Here is a 16,057-nt window from a genome sequence, read left to right on the forward strand (position 1 = left end):
AGCGGGGCGCGAAAACAAAGCGGAGATCGGATACAGCGATGTTTCCGGCCAGCCTGCCATCAAGACGGAGTGGGGGTCGACTACTCATCAGATGATCAGAAATCGGTCGGCGCGCCGCCTTCGGCCCGGCGCTTGTCGACGAAAGCGTTGAGCTCCTCCCTGATTGCCGGATCCATGTAAGGCTCTTCATAGGAGGCCAGCCGTTCCTTCCAGACGCGATTGGCCTTTTCGAGCGCCGTCGGCGACCCGGCCTCCGCCCAACTCTCGAAATTGCGCCAGTCCGAGATAATAGGCGCATAGAACGCGGTCTTGTAGCGGTCCTGCGTGTGCTGGGTGCCGAAGAAATGGCCGCCGGGGCCGACGGACTGTATGGCGTCGAAACCGAGTGCTTCCTCGGAAAGATCGAGCGGCGTCAGGAACTCGGCGACCATCTGCAACAGGTCTATGTCGAGGATGGTCTTCTCGTAGGAGCAGCGCAGGCCGCCTTCCAGCCAGCCGGCCGCATGCATCATCAGATTGCCGCCGCCCTGGATGGCGCCCCACAGTGAGAACACGCTTTCATAGGCGGCCTGCGCATCGACCGTGTTGGCGGCGCAGGTGTTGGAGGTGCGGTAGGGGATGTTGTAGCGGCGGGCGAGCTGCCCGCCGACCAGCTGCGCCTTCATATATTCCGGCGTGCCGAAGGCCGGCGCGCCGGACTTCATATCGACGTTCGAGGTGAAGCCGCCGTAGCCGACAGGCGCGCCCTTGCGCACCATCTGCGCAAAGGCGATGCCGGACAGCGCCTCGGCATTCTGCTGCACCAGCGCGCCGGCAATCGTCACCGGCGCCATGGCGCCGGACAGGGTGAACGGCGTCACGATGACCACCTGGCCCTTGCTCGACATCTGGATGATGCCTTCCATCATCGGCACGTCGAGCTTGAGCGGCGAATTGGTGTTGATGATGGTGAATACCGACGGCTCTGCAAGCAACTGCTCATGGCTGATGCCACGTGCGATCCTGGTGATCTCGATGCCGTCGACGTTGCGCTCCTTGCCGAGCGAATAGATGTGGAACATCTTGTCGGTCAGCGTGGCGAGGTCACGGATGCATTCAAGGTGGCGGACGGACGGATGGATGTCGATCGGCTCGACCGGATAGCCGCCCGTGCAGTTCAATATGTTGTGCATCTGCGCAAGCTTGAGGAAGTTGCGGTAGTCCTGCTGGTTGCCCGGCCGGCGGCCGCGGTCGACGTCGGAGCAATTGGGCGCCGACGCCATCATCGAGATGATCAGATTATCGCCGCCGAAGCGCACGTTGTGCGCCGGGTTGCGGGCGTGGATGGTGAATTCCGGCGGGCAGTGCGCAACCAGTTCCAGGATCATGTCACTGTCGAAGCGCACCCGCTCGCTGCCTTCGCGGACATCGGCGCCATGCGCCTTCATGATGCGCCGGGCTTCGTCATGCAGCACGTCGACGCCGATTTCCCGCAGCACGCGCAGAGAGGCGAGGTGGATAGATTCCAGCTCGTCGTCGGAAACCAGCCGGGTCGGCGCCAGCGGGTTCTTCAACTGCCGAAACGGCGGCTGCTCGAACGCCGCCGATCCGCCGGCACGCTTTCCCGCGCGGCCGCCGCGACGGGCGCGGTCGTTTGCCAATGCAGGTTCGGCGGGCTGAAGGGCGGCGGTCATGATAGTCCTCGTACGCTGCGGCAATGCGGCGGCATAATGGACTGCCGGCCGGCCAGCCATTGCGGAGGCGGCGACCACTAGGACGAGGGAAGCGACATGCCTGAAGGGCAGCCGGAGGGATCGTCAGGCTCTTATCTCTTCCGGCTGGCGCAAGCGGTTTTCGTTGCCGGTGCTTACCGCGATGAAAGCGAAACGCTAGTCCTGCATCATGGACCGGGCGAAACAGGACAGCGGCGAGACAGTGCAATGGGCGGCGATCACCGGCGTGATCGCCACCGTCTCGGTGTTCGCCATCGCGCAAGGGCTGAGCTATCCGCTGTTGAGCTTCATCCTGCAGCGCCAGGGCGTTTCGCCGGCCATGATCGGCCTGTCGGCGGCAATGACGCCGATCGGCTTCATCGTCTCGTCGCCGCTGGTTCCGGCGCTGGCGCGGCGTTTCGGGGCAGGGCGCACCGCGCTTACTTGCGCGGCACTTTCCGCGCTGGTGCTGGCGCTGATCGGCTGGACGCAAAATGTCTATCTGTGGTTTCCTCTGCGCTTTTTGATCGGCGCCGTCACCAACCCGCTCTACGTGCTGAGCGAAGTCTGGGTGATCGCACTGGCGCCGCCGACACGCCGCGGCCGCGTCATGGGCATCTATTCGACCATCATTTCGGCGGGCTTTGCGGCGGGGCCGCTGTGCCTGCTTGCGGTCGGCACCGAGGGATGGCCGCCGTTCCTCGTCGGCATCGCCGCATTCCTGTTTTGCGGCGCCTGCCTCGCCTCGGTGCTGGCACGGCTGCCCAAGGTCGACGAGAGCGGGCACCGCGTTTCGGTGCTGGGGTTCGTGCCGCAGGCGTGGCTGCTGTTATCGGCAGTGATCGTGGCCGCCGGTTTCGAACAGGCGGTGCTCGCCTTGCTGCCGGTCTACGGAACACATTATGGCATCGCCGAAGCGCGCATGTCGGCGCTGCTGTCGGTGATGATCGCCGGCAACATCGCTATGCAGGTGCCGCTCGGCCTGCTGGCGGAACGACTGACGGCGCGGCTGGTGCGGTTCATCTGTGTTTCGATGACGGTGCTGGGATGCGTTCTGTTGCCGGTTCTCATCGAGACGCCGCTGATCTGGCCGTGCGTCTTCATCTGGGGCGCGGTTTCCTACGGCATTTACACGATGTCGATCATTGAACTCGGCGAGCGGTTCACCGGCTCGGCACTGGTCGCCGGCAACGCCGCCTTCTCGCTGATGTGGGGCGTCGGCGGCATCGCCGTGCCGCCGCTGGCGGGCAGCGCCATGGATGTTGTTGGCGCCGGCGGCCTGCCAATGACGCTCGGTGCCATTTGCCTGGCGCTGGCAGTTGTAACGGTCATTCGAAGACGGATGGTGTGAATGCCAGAAAGCCGCCGTTTCTGACGAATGGCTTGAATGTAAGCGGCCCCATGTCGATCTTGGCTATGTCGCCACCCGACTCAACCGGAGACCTCATGACCAAATCGAATACCAAGGGCCAGCCGGGTTCGGCGGCCGAAGACCCGTTTCTCTGGCTTGAGGACAGGAGGGGCAAGCAGGCGCTCGACTGGGTGCATCACCAAAATGCAGTTACGGTCGGGGAGCTGCAGGGTGATCCGTCCTATCAGACGTCGTTCGAGACGGCGCTCGACCTGATGACAGCCGAGGATAACATCGCCGTCGGGGCCGCTATCAACGGCTATGTCTATAATTTCTGGCAGGACCGGACGAACGTACTCGGCCTCTGGCGGCGCACCACCGTCGCCTCCTACAAGACCGACAAGCCGGAATGGCAGACGATCATCGACTTCGACAGTCTGGCGGCGAAAGAGGGGGTGAAATGGGTGTTCAGCGGCGCCAGCCGGCTCTACCCCGACTTCAGCCGCTGCCTGCTCAACCTGTCGCCGGATGGCGGCGATGCCAGCGAGATGCGCGAATTCGATATCGAAAGCAGATCGTTCGTCGATGGCGGCTTTCGCGCTCCTGCCTCGAAATCGAGCTTTAGCTGGCTGGACGAGGACACGGTTATCGTTTCCGCCGCCTTCGAGGAGGACGACAAGACCCAGTCCGGTTATCCGCGCGTGGTCAAGCTTTGGCGGCGCGGCACGCCACTGGAAGCGGCGATGCCGATCTTCGAGGCGCTGAAGCAGGATCTTGCCGCCGGCGGGTCCGTCGAATTCGACGGCGACAAGCGTCATGTCTTCCTCGCCCGGACCATCGACTTCTTCGCCTCGCACAGCTTCCTGCGGCTGCCTTCCGGCGGAAACAGGCGCATCCCGTTGCCGGACGACGTCACCGATACGGCGCTGTTCAAAGGCCAGCTCGTCTTTGGCGTGCGTACCCCGTGGACTGCGCCGGACGGCACGCTGTGTAAGCCCGACGGACTCTATTCACTCGATTTCGAGCGCTGGATCGAAACCGGGCTATTCGGATCCCTCGATACCGTGCTCGAGCCGGCGCACCGCGTCTCGATCGCCGGCATTGCCCGCACGCAGGACCGGCTGTTCATCAATTTGATGGACAATGTGCGCGGCAAGGTCGTCGCCGGCAAGCGCAGCGACAGCGGCTGGGAGTTCAAGCCCGTGGCGTTGCCCGAAAACGGCAATGTCGGCATCAGCCATGCCGAGCATTTCGGTTCCAGCGTCTCCTTCTCCTTCACCGATTTCCTGACGCCGAGCTCGATCATCTGGTCGGACGACAACGCCGCGGGGCTGGCAACGGTGAAGTCGCAGCCGGCGCGTTTCGACGCGTCGTCCCTGGTCTCCGAACAGTTCGAGGCGCGCTCGAAGGATGGCACGATGATCCCGTACTTCGTCGTCAGGAGGCGCGACTTGCATGGACCCGTGCCGACATTGCTTTACGGCTATGGCGGCTTCGAAGTGCCGCTGCTGCCCGGCTATGCCGGCGTACGCGGCAGGCTGTGGCTGGAGAAGGGCAATGCCTATGTGCAGGCCAACATCCGCGGCGGCGGCGAGTTCGGCCCGAACTGGCACCAGGCGGCGCTCAAGGCCAATCGCCAGAATGCCTTCGACGATTTCGCTGCCGTCGCGCAAGATCTGGTCAAACGCGGCATCGCTACGCCCGCCACACTGGGCATCCAGGGCGGATCGAATGGTGGCTTGCTGACCGGCGTCTCGCTGACCCAGCACCCGGAATTGTTCGGTGCAGTGATCATCGACGTGCCGCTGCTCGATATGCTGCGCTACACCGAGCTGCCGCCCGGCGCGTCATGGATGGCCGAGTATGGCGATCCGGCGAAGCCGGAAGAGGCAGCCTGGCTCGCCGCCTATTCGCCCTATCAGCATGTAGACACGGATGCAGCCTATCCGCCGGTGTTGCTGACGACCTCGACCGCCGACGATCGCGTCCATCCCGGGCATGCCCGCAAGATGGCGGCACGGCTGCAGGCGGCCGGCCACGGCAAGACGCTGTTCTTCGAGGAGACCGAGGGCGGCCATGGCGGACGCGGCGACCGGCGGCCGCAGGCCGCACAGGCGGCGATGAAGTACGTCTTCCTGCAGCGGGCCCTGACTGGCACCAATTGACCGGCGTCGCTTGACCGGCACGGCTTGAACTGAGGGCTCGAGGCAGCCTAAGGTGCATGCATGGCTCGGCTGGCGAAATCGGGTTGCGCATTTGGGGTGGCGGTGACGCCGTCGTCGCGCACGCTACGCGCCGAGCTGTTGCGGCTCTGCGCTCGCATCGGCTATTCGCCGCCCGCTGTCCTCTGACGAATCCGCCCCGGCGCGAAAGCTGCCGGATTGGTTCAAGAGGAAAGACCAGACATGACCTACCAGAATTATTCGCTGAAGCAGCTTCAGCAGATCGATGCCGCGCATCACCTTCATCCGTTCACCGACCACAAAGAGATGCGCGAGACCGGCTCGCGCATCATCACCCACGCCAACGGGCCGTTCATCTATGATGCCGAAGGGACGGAAATCCTCGACGGCATGGCTGGGCTGTGGTGCGTCAATGTCGGCTATGGCCGCGACGAGCTGGCCGACGCCGCCTACGCCCAGATGAAGGAATTGCCCTACTACAACTCTTTCTTCAAATGCTCGACGCCGACGCCGGTTCTGCTGTCGAAAAAGCTGGCGGAGATCGCGCCAAGGCACATCAACCAGGTGTTCTACGGCTCGTCCGGTTCGGAGGCCAACGACACGGCGCTGCGCCTGGTCCGTCACTATTGGGTGCTGGAAGGCAGGCCCGAGAAGAACCGCATCATCTCACGCAAGATGGGCTACCACGGCTCGACCATCGCCGGCGCCTCGCTCGGCGGCATGGATTTGATGCACAAGCAGCTCGGCGGCGCCGTGCCCAACATCGTCCATGTGATGATGCCCTATGCCTATGAGCTCGCACTGCCCGGCGAAAGCGACCATGATTTCGGCCTGCGCGCGGCAAAAGCGGTCGAGGACGCGATCCTCGAAGCCGGCGCCGACAAGGTGGCCGCCTTCATCGGCGAGCCGGTGATGGGGGCAGGCGGGGTGAAGATCCCGCCGATGAGCTATTGGCCGGAGGTGCAGCGCATCTGCCGCAAATACGATGTCCTGCTGATGCTGGACGAGGTCATCACCGGATATGGCCGCACAGGCGAGTGGTTCGCCGCACAAGCCTTCGATGTCGAGCCCGACACCATCACCACGGCCAAGGCGCTGACCTCTGGCTATCAGCCGCTGTCGGCGCTGCTGGTCGGCGACCGCATCGCGGCGACGCTGGTCGAAAAGGGCGGCGAATTCTATCACGGCTACACCTATGCCGGGCATCCGGTGGCCTGCGCGGTGGCGCTGAAGAACCTCGAGATCATCGAGCGCGAAGGCCTGGTCGAGCGCGTGAGGAACGACACCGGGCCTTACTTCGCCAGGGCCCTGCAGGAACGTCTCGGTGGGCACGATCTGGTCGGCGAGGTGCGCTCGTTCGGGCTGATGGGGGCGATCGAGATCGTCAAGGACAAGGTGACCAAGGAGCGCTTCCTGCCGGCCGGCAGCGCGGCGGTGATGGTTCGCGACCACGCGATTGTCCAGGGCATGATGCTGCGCGCTACCGGCGACACGATGATCCTGTCGCCGCCGCTGATCTGGACGCGCGAGACGATCGACATGGCCTGCGACCGCATCGCCACGGCGCTCGACCTGGCGCAAGCAGATTTGCGCAAGCGGTAAGATGGAACGTTTGCCGGGCGCCCGGTAATCGGGGGCCCGGAGATTGAATGCCGCTTCATGCGAAGAGTTCGCCAGACGAGGATCTTTAAATATCTGTCTCGGGAAGGTCTCACGCGCGAACAATCGGAAGCCCTGGAAAAGGCCGCGTTCTTGATCATTAGCGCGCGGAAAGAAGCCGCGGCGCTACTGGCGCGGGCGGGAGTAACTTTACCTGATGATGGGTTTGGGTTCGGGAACCCTTGCAACGCGCACATAGAGGCGCACGGCAACTGCCCGTGCAACGATTACACGGGCGATGGTGGGCCATGTTTGACGCAGACTACCCTCGATACGGCCTTCCCCCCGTCCCGGAGTTGCGGCCATCCACCATCAAAACATCTCTCCACGTAAGGCGTATTGGAGACAGTTGATGCGCACCATTTCTTTGATCCTAGCCTTGGTTATGCAATCGGTCATCACTGTATGTCTTGCGCAGGACGCCAAAACACCTTTCAAAAGGCCGGTTCCAGAAGAGCACAAGGGCTTCGTGTCAGAAATTGAGAGTGTTTTCAGGAAATATCCAAAGGCGATCGCTCGCTACAAACTCGTGGATATCGGCCTCGTAAATATTGGCGAGATGCCGCGCGTGGAGTGCACAGTGGAATGTGAGTTTGATTCTACTTGGGGCGGATGGTGTAAGACCGTTGTGATACGGAACGAGAAGAATAGCACCCTGCCGGTTTCCATTGCCCGGTTGCTAGTCGACAGACACGCGCTTTATGATGGCTGCTGAAGCGCCGATCGGGCCCGTTGCCCGAGATCGTTGTGCGGGAGGGACACTATGGCCAAACAGGAGCAGTGGCAGCTGGAAGGCAGCGCCGCCGACCTCTACGAGCGCTACCTAGTCCCGGCAATCACAGCCCTGTGGGCTGCGGACCTGATGGATCGTGCTGCGCCTCAATCTGGTGAGCGGATTCTGGACGTAGCTTGCGGCACCGGCGTGGTGGCACGCTCGGCGGCCGAGCGTATGGGAAGTGGGCAGGTCGTCGGCCTCGACATCAATACGGGCATGCTCGCCGTTGCTCGGTCGCTCCCGAGAGGCGCTGGAGCGCGTATCGACTGGCACGAGGGAAGCGCGCTCGAAATGCCGTTCCCTGACTCCGCCTTCGATCTGGTTCTTTGCCAGCTCGGACTGCAGTTTTTTCCGGATCGATCTAGTGCGCTCCGTGAGATGTTCCGGGTTCTGGTGCCTGACGGCCGACTGGCTTTAAACGTTTTCAGCGCTATTGAGCACACTCCTGCGGCGAAGGCGCTGGCGGATGCCTTGGATCGACAACTCGGTCCAGGCGCTTCGGCAACGAAAAGGTCTGAGCATTCACTCGCTGATGCGGACGAGCTTTACCGATTGGTGGCCGAGGCGGGATTTCGTCAGGTGACCATCCACACGACGACACAGAACATCCGATTTCCCTCGTCAAGGGAATATGTGCGACTACAATTGGCGGCGACTCCGCAGGCCGGGCTGGTCAGCGGAATGGATGCCGGACATCGGGAAGCAGTCATCGCAGCGATCACCGGTGATCTAAATTTTTCGCTGGCAATCTATTCAACTGAAGGGGAGCTGATGTTCCCCCAAGAGGCCCACGTCGTGCTCGCACGCAAGTAGCGTAGCTGACCGATGAGCCATGGCACCGACGCGCTGGGGGGTTGGGGCGCGACCACCTGTGGGTCGACGTAGCTCAGGACAGCAGCCACGACGCCGACGATCATCTGGAGACGCGCCAGGGCGATCGCCTCATTGTCCTTGAAGAATGCGAAACGCAAAAACCGCGCTCCATCGGAACGCGGCTTTGCCAGATACGCATGGCGCTTCGCCAACAATACACTTGCGAAACTAACGGCGAAACTTACGGGCTCCGGTACGCGAGACCTGATCCGGAGCGCCGGGCGGATGTCCGCCTCGCAATCCGTTTTAAACGCATATCGTTACTGCAGGGTTAGCAAGAGCTTAAGCAAACCTAAATTTGCCGGCTTTCCGCTTTGGGCAGATCGAAACCTGTGAACTTGGAGCTTACGCCGGGTTACCACGGAGGAAATTAATGATGCCGGAAAAATCCGCGCCGGCATTCCCTTGTGCGTTGAACAGCGCATAGAGCTGGGCTGCCTCGGCGCCGAGCGGCGTTGCTGCACCGACGCTCTGTGCGGCCTCCTGCGACAGTTTCAGGTCCTTCAGCATCAGTGCCGCCGCGAAGCCAGGCTTATAGCCATTGTTGGCGGGCGATGTCGGCACCGGGCCGGGCACCGGGCAGTAGGTGGTCAGCGACCAGCACTGGCCGGACGAGGTCGAGGCGACGTCGAACAGCGCCTGGTGCGACAGGCCGAGCTTTTCCGCCAGCACGAAGGCCTCGGCAACGCCGATCATCGAAATGCCCAAAATCATATTGTTGCAGATCTTCGCCGCCTGTCCTGCGCCGTCGTCGCCGCAATGAACGATGCGGCCGGCCATCGGCTTGAGGATTGGTTCGGCCTTGGCGAAGGCCTCCTTCGAACCGCCGGCCATGAAGGTCAGCGTGCCGGCCGCCGCACCGCCCGTGCCGCCGGAGACCGGCGCGTCGATCGTCAGCAATCCGTGCTTGGCGGCGATGGCATGGGCCTTTCGGGCCGACTCGACATCGATGGTCGAGGAATCGATGAACAGCGCACCTTTTTTCGCCTTGGCCGCGATGTCTGTGTAAACCGACAGAACATGCTTGCCGGCCGGCAACATGGTGATGACCGCATCGGCATCCTTCACCGCCGCAACGGCATTGGCCATGACGACGACGCCGTGCTCCCTGGCAATGACGAGGTTCTCCGGCACCAGGTCGAAGCCGTGCACGGCATATCCGGCCTTGACCAGGTTGGCGGCCATCGGATTGCCCATATTGCCGAGGCCGATGAAGGCGATGGTGGTCATAATGGCGCTCCGTGGTTTGAGTAGGCAGTAGGCAGTAGACAGTAGGCAGTAGGCAGTAGGCAGTAGCAGTAAGCGACCTATTCGGGCGCAAGTTTGCTAATAAGTTGGCGAAGCATTTTCCCGATGCCCTCGGTCGCTAAAAGCACGTGATAAGCTTGATCATGCGTAGCAAGGCCAATGGGTTCAGCGATCTGGAGGTGTGTCTCGAACTCCTTCAGCGATGCCTGGGCAATCCTGAGAAATTGCTGATAGGAGCCTCTGTTGTCTCGGCCGTAACCTTCCGCGATGTTTGCAGGAATAGAGGTTGCTGAGCGGCGGATTTGGCTGGTCAACCCATACAATTCCTCTTTTGGCCATGCCTTGGTCAGGGAGTAGGTGGTGACGGCCAGATCCATCGCCTGCTGCCATACGATAAGATCCTTGTACGAATTGATCTTGCCGGTCATCTTTCTGCCTACTGCCTACTGCCTACTGCCTTACCGTCCGATCAGCGCGCGTGCGATGATGACGCGCATGATCTCGTTGGTGCCTTCGAGGATCTGGTGGACGCGCAGGTCCCGCACCAGCTTCTCGATGCCGTAATCGTGCAGATAGCCATAGCCGCCATGCAGTTGCAGGGCATCGTTGGCGACGTTGAAGCCGGTGTCGGTGACGAAGCGCTTGGCCATTGCCGACCATTTCGAGGCATCCGGCGCGTTGCGGTCGAGCTTCGAGGCGGCGGTGTACAGGAAGATGCGCGCCGCCTGCAATTCGGTCTCCATGTCGGCAAGCTTGAACTGCAGCGCCTGGAACTGGTTGATCTTCGAGCCGAAAGCCTTGCGCTCGGCGGTGTAGGCGAGCGCCTTGTCGAGCGCCGATTGCGCGCCGCCGAGCGAACAGGCGGCGATGTTCAACCGGCCGCCGTCGAGCCCGGCCATGGCGATGCCGAAGCCGGCGCCCTCGACCGACAGCAGGTTTTCGACCGGCACCTTGCAGTCCTCGAAGACGACCTGGCGGGTCGACTGCATGTGCCAGCCCATCTTGCGCTCGTTGGCGCCGAAGGAAAGGCCGGACGCATCGTTCGGCACGACGAAGGTGGAAATGCCTTTCGGCCCGTCGGCGCCGGTGCGCGCCATGACGACATAGAGGTCGCTGTCGCCGGCACCGGAGATAAACTGCTTGGCGCCGTTCAGCACATAATCGCCGCCGGTTTTGACCGCGCGCGTCTTCAGCGCTGCCGCATCCGAGCCGGAGCCCGGCTCGGTCAGGCAGTAGCTGGCCAGCCATTCCATCGAGGTCAGTTTCGGCAGGAAGCACCGGCGCTGCTCGTCGCTGCCGAAGCGGTCGATCATCGATGCCGCCATATTGTGGATCGAGATGAAGGCGGAAAACGCCGGATCGGCCCGCGAAAGCGCCTCGAAGATCAGCACGGCGTCGAGCCGGCCGAGCCCCGAGCCGCCGACGTCGTCGCGGACATAGATGCCGCCAAGGCCGAGCGGACCTGTCTCGCGGATCACATCGGCGGGGAAATACTTGTTGCGATCCCAGTCGAGTGCGTTCGGCGCCACACGGTCGGCGGCGAAGGCTTGCGCCATCTCCTGGATGGCGCGCTGGTCTTCGTTGAGTTCGAACTGGCTGGTGCCCGCATCGACAGCGGCGTCCATGGCGTGCTCCCTGATGTTTCCGGCCTGCTGGCCTGTCGTTTTTGGCTTTGCGCGCCGTCCAATCTAGACCAATGATGCCGCCGCGCAACCCGACCAGTCTCGATCCAACCATCTGGGCAGCCGCTGTGCGCGAATGCGCTTTGGAGCAAAGTGTGACGACAAATTTCGACGAACTGCTTGGACGCTTCCATGCCTATCTCCAGATGTTCGACGATGCGCTGGTGCGCGACGCCGTGGCCCGGATCGGCTGGGACATGCCGGGCCGGCAGCTTGAACCGCATGCACTGCCTTGTCTCGTCCAGCTCGACCGTATCGTCGAACTCGCTCCCGCTGCGGCCAAGCCGCTGGCGCGGCTGGTTGCGGAGCGTCGCGGCGATCTGCGCTGGGGGCAGACCTATGGCGAGGCGGATTTCGGCAAGGTTTTCATCGATAATTACGGCTGGCTGGAGGTGTTCGGTACGCGCGGCCATTTCGTCAATGAAGAGGTCGCGGCCGGCCTGCTGATCCTTGGACCCGACATCGTCTACCCCGATCATCACCATGTCGCGGAGGAGATCTACATCCCGCTGACCGGCGGCACCGAATGGCGCATGGGCGACGGCGGTTTTCGCCTTCGAGCGGCGGGCGAGGTGATCCACCATGCCTCTGACGTCAGCCACGCCATGCGCACCGGCAAGGAGCCGCTGCTGGCGCTCTATCTCTGGCGTGGTGGGCCACTGGCGGCCAAGTCGACGATCACCGGAACCGTTGCGCAGGGCAGGGACTGATATGGCCAAGGCGATCATGCTGCAGGGCACGGGTTCGGATGTCGGCAAGACGGTGCTGGTTGCCGGCCTCTGCCGCGTGGCGAAGAAGCGCGGCTTGAAAGTGCGGCCGTTCAAGCCGCAGAACATGTCGAACAACGCCGCTGTTGCCAATATTCCAGGCGATTCAGGCGGCGGCGAGATCGGCCGCGCCCAATGGCTGCAGGCGATCGCCTGCGGCGTGGCGCCGACCGTCCACATGAACCCGGTGCTGCTCAAGCCGCAGACCGATGTCGGCGCTCAAGTCGTCGTGCAGGGCAAGGTGTTCGGCGAGGCGCGGGCGCGCGACTACCAGGCGCTGAAGGGCCGGCTGATGGATGCGGTGCTGGACTCCTGGGCAAAGGTCGGCGAGGGCGCCGATCTGGTCATTGTCGAGGGCGCCGGCTCGCCGGCCGAGATCAATCTCAGGAGCCGCGACATTGCCAATATGGGCTTTGCGACGCGCGCCGGCGTGCCGGTGATCCTGGTCGGCGATATCGATCGCGGCGGCGTCATCGCCTCGGTCGCCGGCACCCATCTGATCCTGCCGGACGAGGACCGGCGTATGATCGCCGGCTATCTCATCAACAAGTTCCGTGGCGATGTCTCGCTGTTCGATGACGGCATCGAGGCGATCGAAAGATTCACCGGCTGGCGCTGTTTTGGCGTCGTGCCGTGGCTGAAGGCGGCGGCGCGGCTGCCATCGGAAGATTCCGTCGTGCTCGAACGACTGGCGTCCGGCGAGAAGCGCGCGCTGAAGGTTGCCGTGCCGATGCTCTCGCGCATCGCCAATTTCGACGATCTCGACCCGCTCAAGGCCGAACCGCAGGTCGAGGTGGTGTTCGTGCCGCCTGGTGAGCGCTTGCCCGAAGATGCGGGTCTGGTGGTCATTCCCGGCTCGAAGTCGACGATCGGCGATCTCCTGAAATTGCGCGAGAACGGCTGGGACCGCGACCTTGCCGCGCATAGGAAACGCGGTGGCCACATCGTCGGCATTTGCGGCGGCTTCCAGATGCTTGGTCATATCGTGCGCGATCCCGACGGCATCGAGGGCAGCGTTACAGAAACGCAAGGCCTCGGGCTGCTCGACGTCGAAACGGTGATGGAGCCGGAAAAGACGGTGCGCAACGTCAGCGCGCGCTCGGTGCCGTTCGATCTGCCGCTCGAGGGCTACGAAATCCATCTCGGCCGCACCACCGGGCCCGACACGCTGCGGCCGTCCGCCGTTATCAACGGCGTCGATGACGGCGCCATCTCGGCCGACGGCAAGGTATCGGGCACCTATATGCACGGGCTGTTTTCCGCCGATGCCTTCCGGGCGAAATTCCTCGAAAGCCTCGGCGTCAAAGGCGGCGGCATCGACTACCGCGCCGAGGTCGAACGGGCACTGGACGAGATCGCAGCCGAACTGGAAACCCACCTCGACTGCGACGCGATTTTTGGGCTGGCGCGTTAGATACTTTGCTTGAGCATGATCTTGTCCGAAAACCGGTCTCCACTTTTCGGGATCATGCTTTCTCGTCAGCCTTCGGCCAGTAGGTGCCGAACGACCAGACATTGCCTTCCGGATCGCGGCAGATGAATTCGCGGCTGCCATAGTCGCGGTCGGTGAGTTCTTCCAGAATCTCGGCGCCGGCGGTCTTTGCCCGCGCGTATGCCGCGTCTGCGTCAGCGACCGCAACATAGATCGACTTGCCGCCGCCCGAACCGGGCGCGCCGACCATTTTGCCGTAGGCGTCATCGCGCGCCGTGCCGAGCATGATGATCGAAGAGCCGAATGCGAGTTCGGCGTGGTGCACCACGTCGCCTTCGCCATGGCGGGCGCGGATGCTGAAGCCGAAGGCCTCGCACAGCCAGTCGATCATGTTGCCGGCATTTCTGTAGCGCAGCGCCGGGTAAACCCGCGGTGGTTCGGTGATGTTCGGCATGGCAGATCTCCTTCAACGGGTTGATCGATCAACCCAGTCTGGGCGAAGGCCGGTTGCGCGTCTTGAAGAAATGTTACCTAGCGGCAAGCGCCGTCGGCGCGACGCCTGCCAGATCGCGAAACTCGCGTACCAGATGCGCCTGGTCGGCATAGCCGCAGTCGGCGGCGATGTCGGCCCAAGCGCTGTTCGCCTGTCTCGACAGGCCAAGCGCATGGTTGAAGCGGACGATGCGCGACAGCGTTTTTGGGCCGGTTCCGACCGCATCCGTAAATTTTGCGGCAAGATGCTTGCGGCTCCAGCCAAGTTTTTCGGCAAGCGTCGAGATGCGGGTCCGGCCACTCGTCGAGACGATCGTCTCATAGGCCCAGACCATTTCGACTTGAGTGCGGTCTGCGGTTGCCAACCGATCCGCGACGAAGGCCTCAACGATGGCGAAGCGTGTGCTCCAATCCGGCAAATTGCCGAGCCTTTCGCGAAGTGCAATGCCGTCAACGCCGAGCACGTCATCCAGGCCGACCATGCGGTCGGTCAGTTCGCTCATCGGCCGTCCGAAGAAGCGACGAGCGCCGAGCGGGCTGAAATTGATCTGCACACAGCAGGCGCCGCCGAAGGATTCGATCACTACCGGCCCGGCATAAAGGCCGGCGGCAAAACTGGCGAAGCGGTCATTGTCGCCCGGGTCATGGCCGAGCCCGATGGCAAAGGGTTCGGCAAAGCTGATGACCAGCGGCACGGTCAGCGAGGCATATTCGATGGCGCGGAAATGGCCTGGCATGGTTTCGCGAAAGCCGCATATGTCGGTGACGGCGCCCTGAAGCCGATGGCTCGGCGCGCGCCGCACCATCTCGAACCGATCGAGGCCTGGGCTTTCGTGGCGCCTGCCGTCTTTGCTGTCGGCGGGCATCAAGCTTTCCTTCCGCCAAGCGACTTTAACAGACCATCCGTCGGAATCAAAAGCGCCCGGCTTTTGGCCGGGCGCTCCGAGTTGCCTGAGATTCTGAATTGTCTGGACGTGTTTAGGCGCCGCGCATCAGGCAGCCGGCGGCCAGCACGATGTAAGCGATGACGACAATCCACACAGCAGCCAAAGGGATGAACGCAAGGACGCCAAGCGCGGCGAGAACGCCGATAATGGCGATAACAAGGGATATAATGAAAATAAGCTGGGTAGGCGCACTGAGATTCATGTTCGGTCCCTCCTCAACATGATTCGTACAACGGCATAGTATCAGGCGCGCGGTCACACACCAATGAGCGCACGCAGGCGGCTTTTCCACCATCGCACCACCGTTTGCGCCAGGCCGATTCCGCGCTACCTTGCCGACGAATCGGAAGGGGCTGATGGCGATGGGATTGCTGGACCAGATACGCTCGATCTTCGACGGCGACCCCGGCGTGCGCAAGGTCGCGGACGATCCGGTGCTGTCGGCGGAGCTGCTGATGCTGTTCCGTATGATATTGGCCGACGGTTCGGTCAGCGAAAGCGAAATGACCGCCTTCAGGCGTATCTGCCGGGACGCCTTCGGCATTCCCGAAACCAGCATCGACAGCGTCATCGAATATCTCAACGAATTCGGCTACGAGACCAACGGCTCGCAGGCCGTCGCGCAGTTCCGCGACCTCGACGTCGAACGGCGCAAGCTGCTCGCCCGCCACATGGCCGAAATCGCCAAGGCCGATTCGCAACTCGCCGGGAGCGAAATGCAGCTGTTGCGCCGCACTCTCGACCTGCTCGACATCAGCCCGGCCGATGTGGTGAAGCCGCAAGGCTGAGGCATCGGCTGACTGTTGACGTTCTGAACGTCATTTGTCTGTCATAGGCCATCCTCCAAGGATAGCCTGTCACAGAAATTACCGTGTCTCACTTAAGGGGTGCAGTCCAGCACTGTCACCATAGTTCCCGTTTTCTACATCTGGCGAAAAAAATCTTTAGGCATCTAAT

The 16,057-nt window shown here is 62.7% G+C and carries 16 protein-coding genes; 9 read left to right on the forward strand and 7 right to left on the reverse strand.

Annotated features, from left to right (window positions below):
• Nucleotides 1-95: 95 nt before the first annotated feature.
• A complete protein-coding gene (locus NKI16_RS02800; protein ID WP_023676493.1) occupies nucleotides 96-1,673 on the reverse strand; it encodes a trimethylamine methyltransferase family protein in 1,578 nt (525 codons plus the stop codon).
• 208 nt (nucleotides 1,674-1,881) lie between these two features.
• Here NKI16_RS02800 and NKI16_RS02805 point away from each other — a divergent pair, with 208 nt between their 5' ends.
• From NKI16_RS02805 to NKI16_RS02830, 6 genes are all read left to right on the forward strand, one after another.
• The gene (locus NKI16_RS02805; protein ID WP_023676492.1) at nucleotides 1,882-3,042 is read left to right on the forward strand and encodes an MFS transporter; all 1,161 of its coding nucleotides are present in this window, start codon (nucleotides 1,882-1,884) and stop codon (nucleotides 3,040-3,042) included.
• Nucleotides 3,043-3,137: 95 nt separating this feature from the next.
• The gene (locus NKI16_RS02810; protein ID WP_023676491.1) at nucleotides 3,138-5,207 is read left to right on the forward strand and encodes a prolyl oligopeptidase family serine peptidase; all 2,070 of its coding nucleotides are present in this window, start codon (nucleotides 3,138-3,140) and stop codon (nucleotides 5,205-5,207) included.
• 240 nt (nucleotides 5,208-5,447) lie between these two features.
• Nucleotides 5,448-6,827, forward strand: a complete 1,380-nt coding sequence (locus NKI16_RS02815) for an aspartate aminotransferase family protein (RefSeq protein ID WP_023676490.1) — start codon at nucleotides 5,448-5,450, stop codon at nucleotides 6,825-6,827.
• A gap of 57 nt (nucleotides 6,828-6,884) precedes the next feature.
• A complete protein-coding gene (locus tag NKI16_RS02820) occupies nucleotides 6,885-7,217 on the forward strand; it encodes a DUF6422 family protein (protein WP_352587685.1) in 333 nt (110 codons plus the stop codon).
• Nucleotides 7,218-7,236: 19 nt separating this feature from the next.
• Nucleotides 7,237-7,599: a hypothetical protein gene (locus tag NKI16_RS02825; RefSeq protein WP_023676489.1), complete on the forward strand. Its 363-nt coding sequence runs from the start codon at nucleotides 7,237-7,239 to the stop codon at nucleotides 7,597-7,599.
• A gap of 48 nt (nucleotides 7,600-7,647) precedes the next feature.
• On the forward strand, nucleotides 7,648-8,472 hold the full coding sequence (locus tag NKI16_RS02830) for a class I SAM-dependent methyltransferase (protein ID WP_023676488.1): 825 nt from the start codon (nucleotides 7,648-7,650) through the stop codon (nucleotides 8,470-8,472).
• 405 nt (nucleotides 8,473-8,877) lie between these two features.
• Here the strand turns inward: NKI16_RS02830 and mmsB are convergent, their stop codons facing one another.
• From mmsB to NKI16_RS02845, 3 genes are all read right to left on the reverse strand, one after another.
• Nucleotides 8,878-9,762, reverse strand: coding sequence for a 3-hydroxyisobutyrate dehydrogenase (mmsB, locus tag NKI16_RS02835; RefSeq protein ID WP_352922240.1), 885 nt, complete (start codon nucleotides 9,760-9,762; stop codon nucleotides 8,878-8,880).
• 77 nt (nucleotides 9,763-9,839) lie between these two features.
• A complete protein-coding gene (locus NKI16_RS02840; RefSeq protein ID WP_352624623.1) occupies nucleotides 9,840-10,208 on the reverse strand; it encodes a four helix bundle protein in 369 nt (122 codons plus the stop codon).
• A gap of 30 nt (nucleotides 10,209-10,238) precedes the next feature.
• Entirely contained in the window at nucleotides 10,239-11,405 is a 1,167-nt protein-coding gene (locus NKI16_RS02845; protein WP_352624621.1) for an isobutyryl-CoA dehydrogenase, read from the reverse strand.
• 152 nt (nucleotides 11,406-11,557) lie between these two features.
• Between NKI16_RS02845 and NKI16_RS02850 the strand changes: the two genes are divergently transcribed.
• Together NKI16_RS02850 and NKI16_RS02855 are read left to right on the forward strand one after the other, a co-directional pair.
• Nucleotides 11,558-12,172 carry a dimethylsulfonioproprionate lyase family protein gene (locus NKI16_RS02850; protein WP_352624619.1) on the forward strand — a complete coding sequence of 205 codons (615 nt, stop codon included), beginning with the start codon at nucleotides 11,558-11,560 and terminating at the stop codon, nucleotides 12,170-12,172.
• 1 nt (nucleotide 12,173) lies between these two features.
• On the forward strand, nucleotides 12,174-13,643 hold the full coding sequence (locus tag NKI16_RS02855) for a cobyric acid synthase (protein WP_352624618.1): 1,470 nt from the start codon (nucleotides 12,174-12,176) through the stop codon (nucleotides 13,641-13,643).
• 52 nt (nucleotides 13,644-13,695) lie between these two features.
• Here the strand turns inward: NKI16_RS02855 and NKI16_RS02860 are convergent, their stop codons facing one another.
• The 3 genes from NKI16_RS02860 to NKI16_RS02870 all read right to left on the reverse strand — a co-directional run bounded on the left by NKI16_RS02860 (nucleotide 13,696) and on the right by NKI16_RS02870 (nucleotide 15,302).
• The gene (locus NKI16_RS02860; protein WP_352624616.1) at nucleotides 13,696-14,115 is read right to left on the reverse strand and encodes a VOC family protein; all 420 of its coding nucleotides are present in this window, start codon (nucleotides 14,113-14,115) and stop codon (nucleotides 13,696-13,698) included.
• A gap of 73 nt (nucleotides 14,116-14,188) precedes the next feature.
• Complete coding sequence (locus NKI16_RS02865; protein WP_352624614.1) at nucleotides 14,189-15,019, reverse strand: helix-turn-helix domain-containing protein; 831 nt, start codon at nucleotides 15,017-15,019, stop codon at nucleotides 14,189-14,191.
• 112 nt (nucleotides 15,020-15,131) lie between these two features.
• Nucleotides 15,132-15,302, reverse strand: a complete 171-nt coding sequence (locus NKI16_RS02870) for a hypothetical protein (protein WP_352451984.1) — start codon at nucleotides 15,300-15,302, stop codon at nucleotides 15,132-15,134.
• Nucleotides 15,303-15,456: 154 nt separating this feature from the next.
• Here NKI16_RS02870 and NKI16_RS02875 point away from each other — a divergent pair, with 154 nt between their 5' ends.
• The gene (locus NKI16_RS02875; protein WP_023676479.1) at nucleotides 15,457-15,888 is read left to right on the forward strand and encodes a TerB family tellurite resistance protein; all 432 of its coding nucleotides are present in this window, start codon (nucleotides 15,457-15,459) and stop codon (nucleotides 15,886-15,888) included.
• Nucleotides 15,889-16,057: the final 169 nt, after the last annotated feature.

Origin of the sequence: Mesorhizobium sp. M0698 (assembly GCF_040320455.1) — a bacterium.
Taxonomy (GTDB): domain Bacteria; phylum Pseudomonadota; class Alphaproteobacteria; order Rhizobiales; family Rhizobiaceae; genus Mesorhizobium.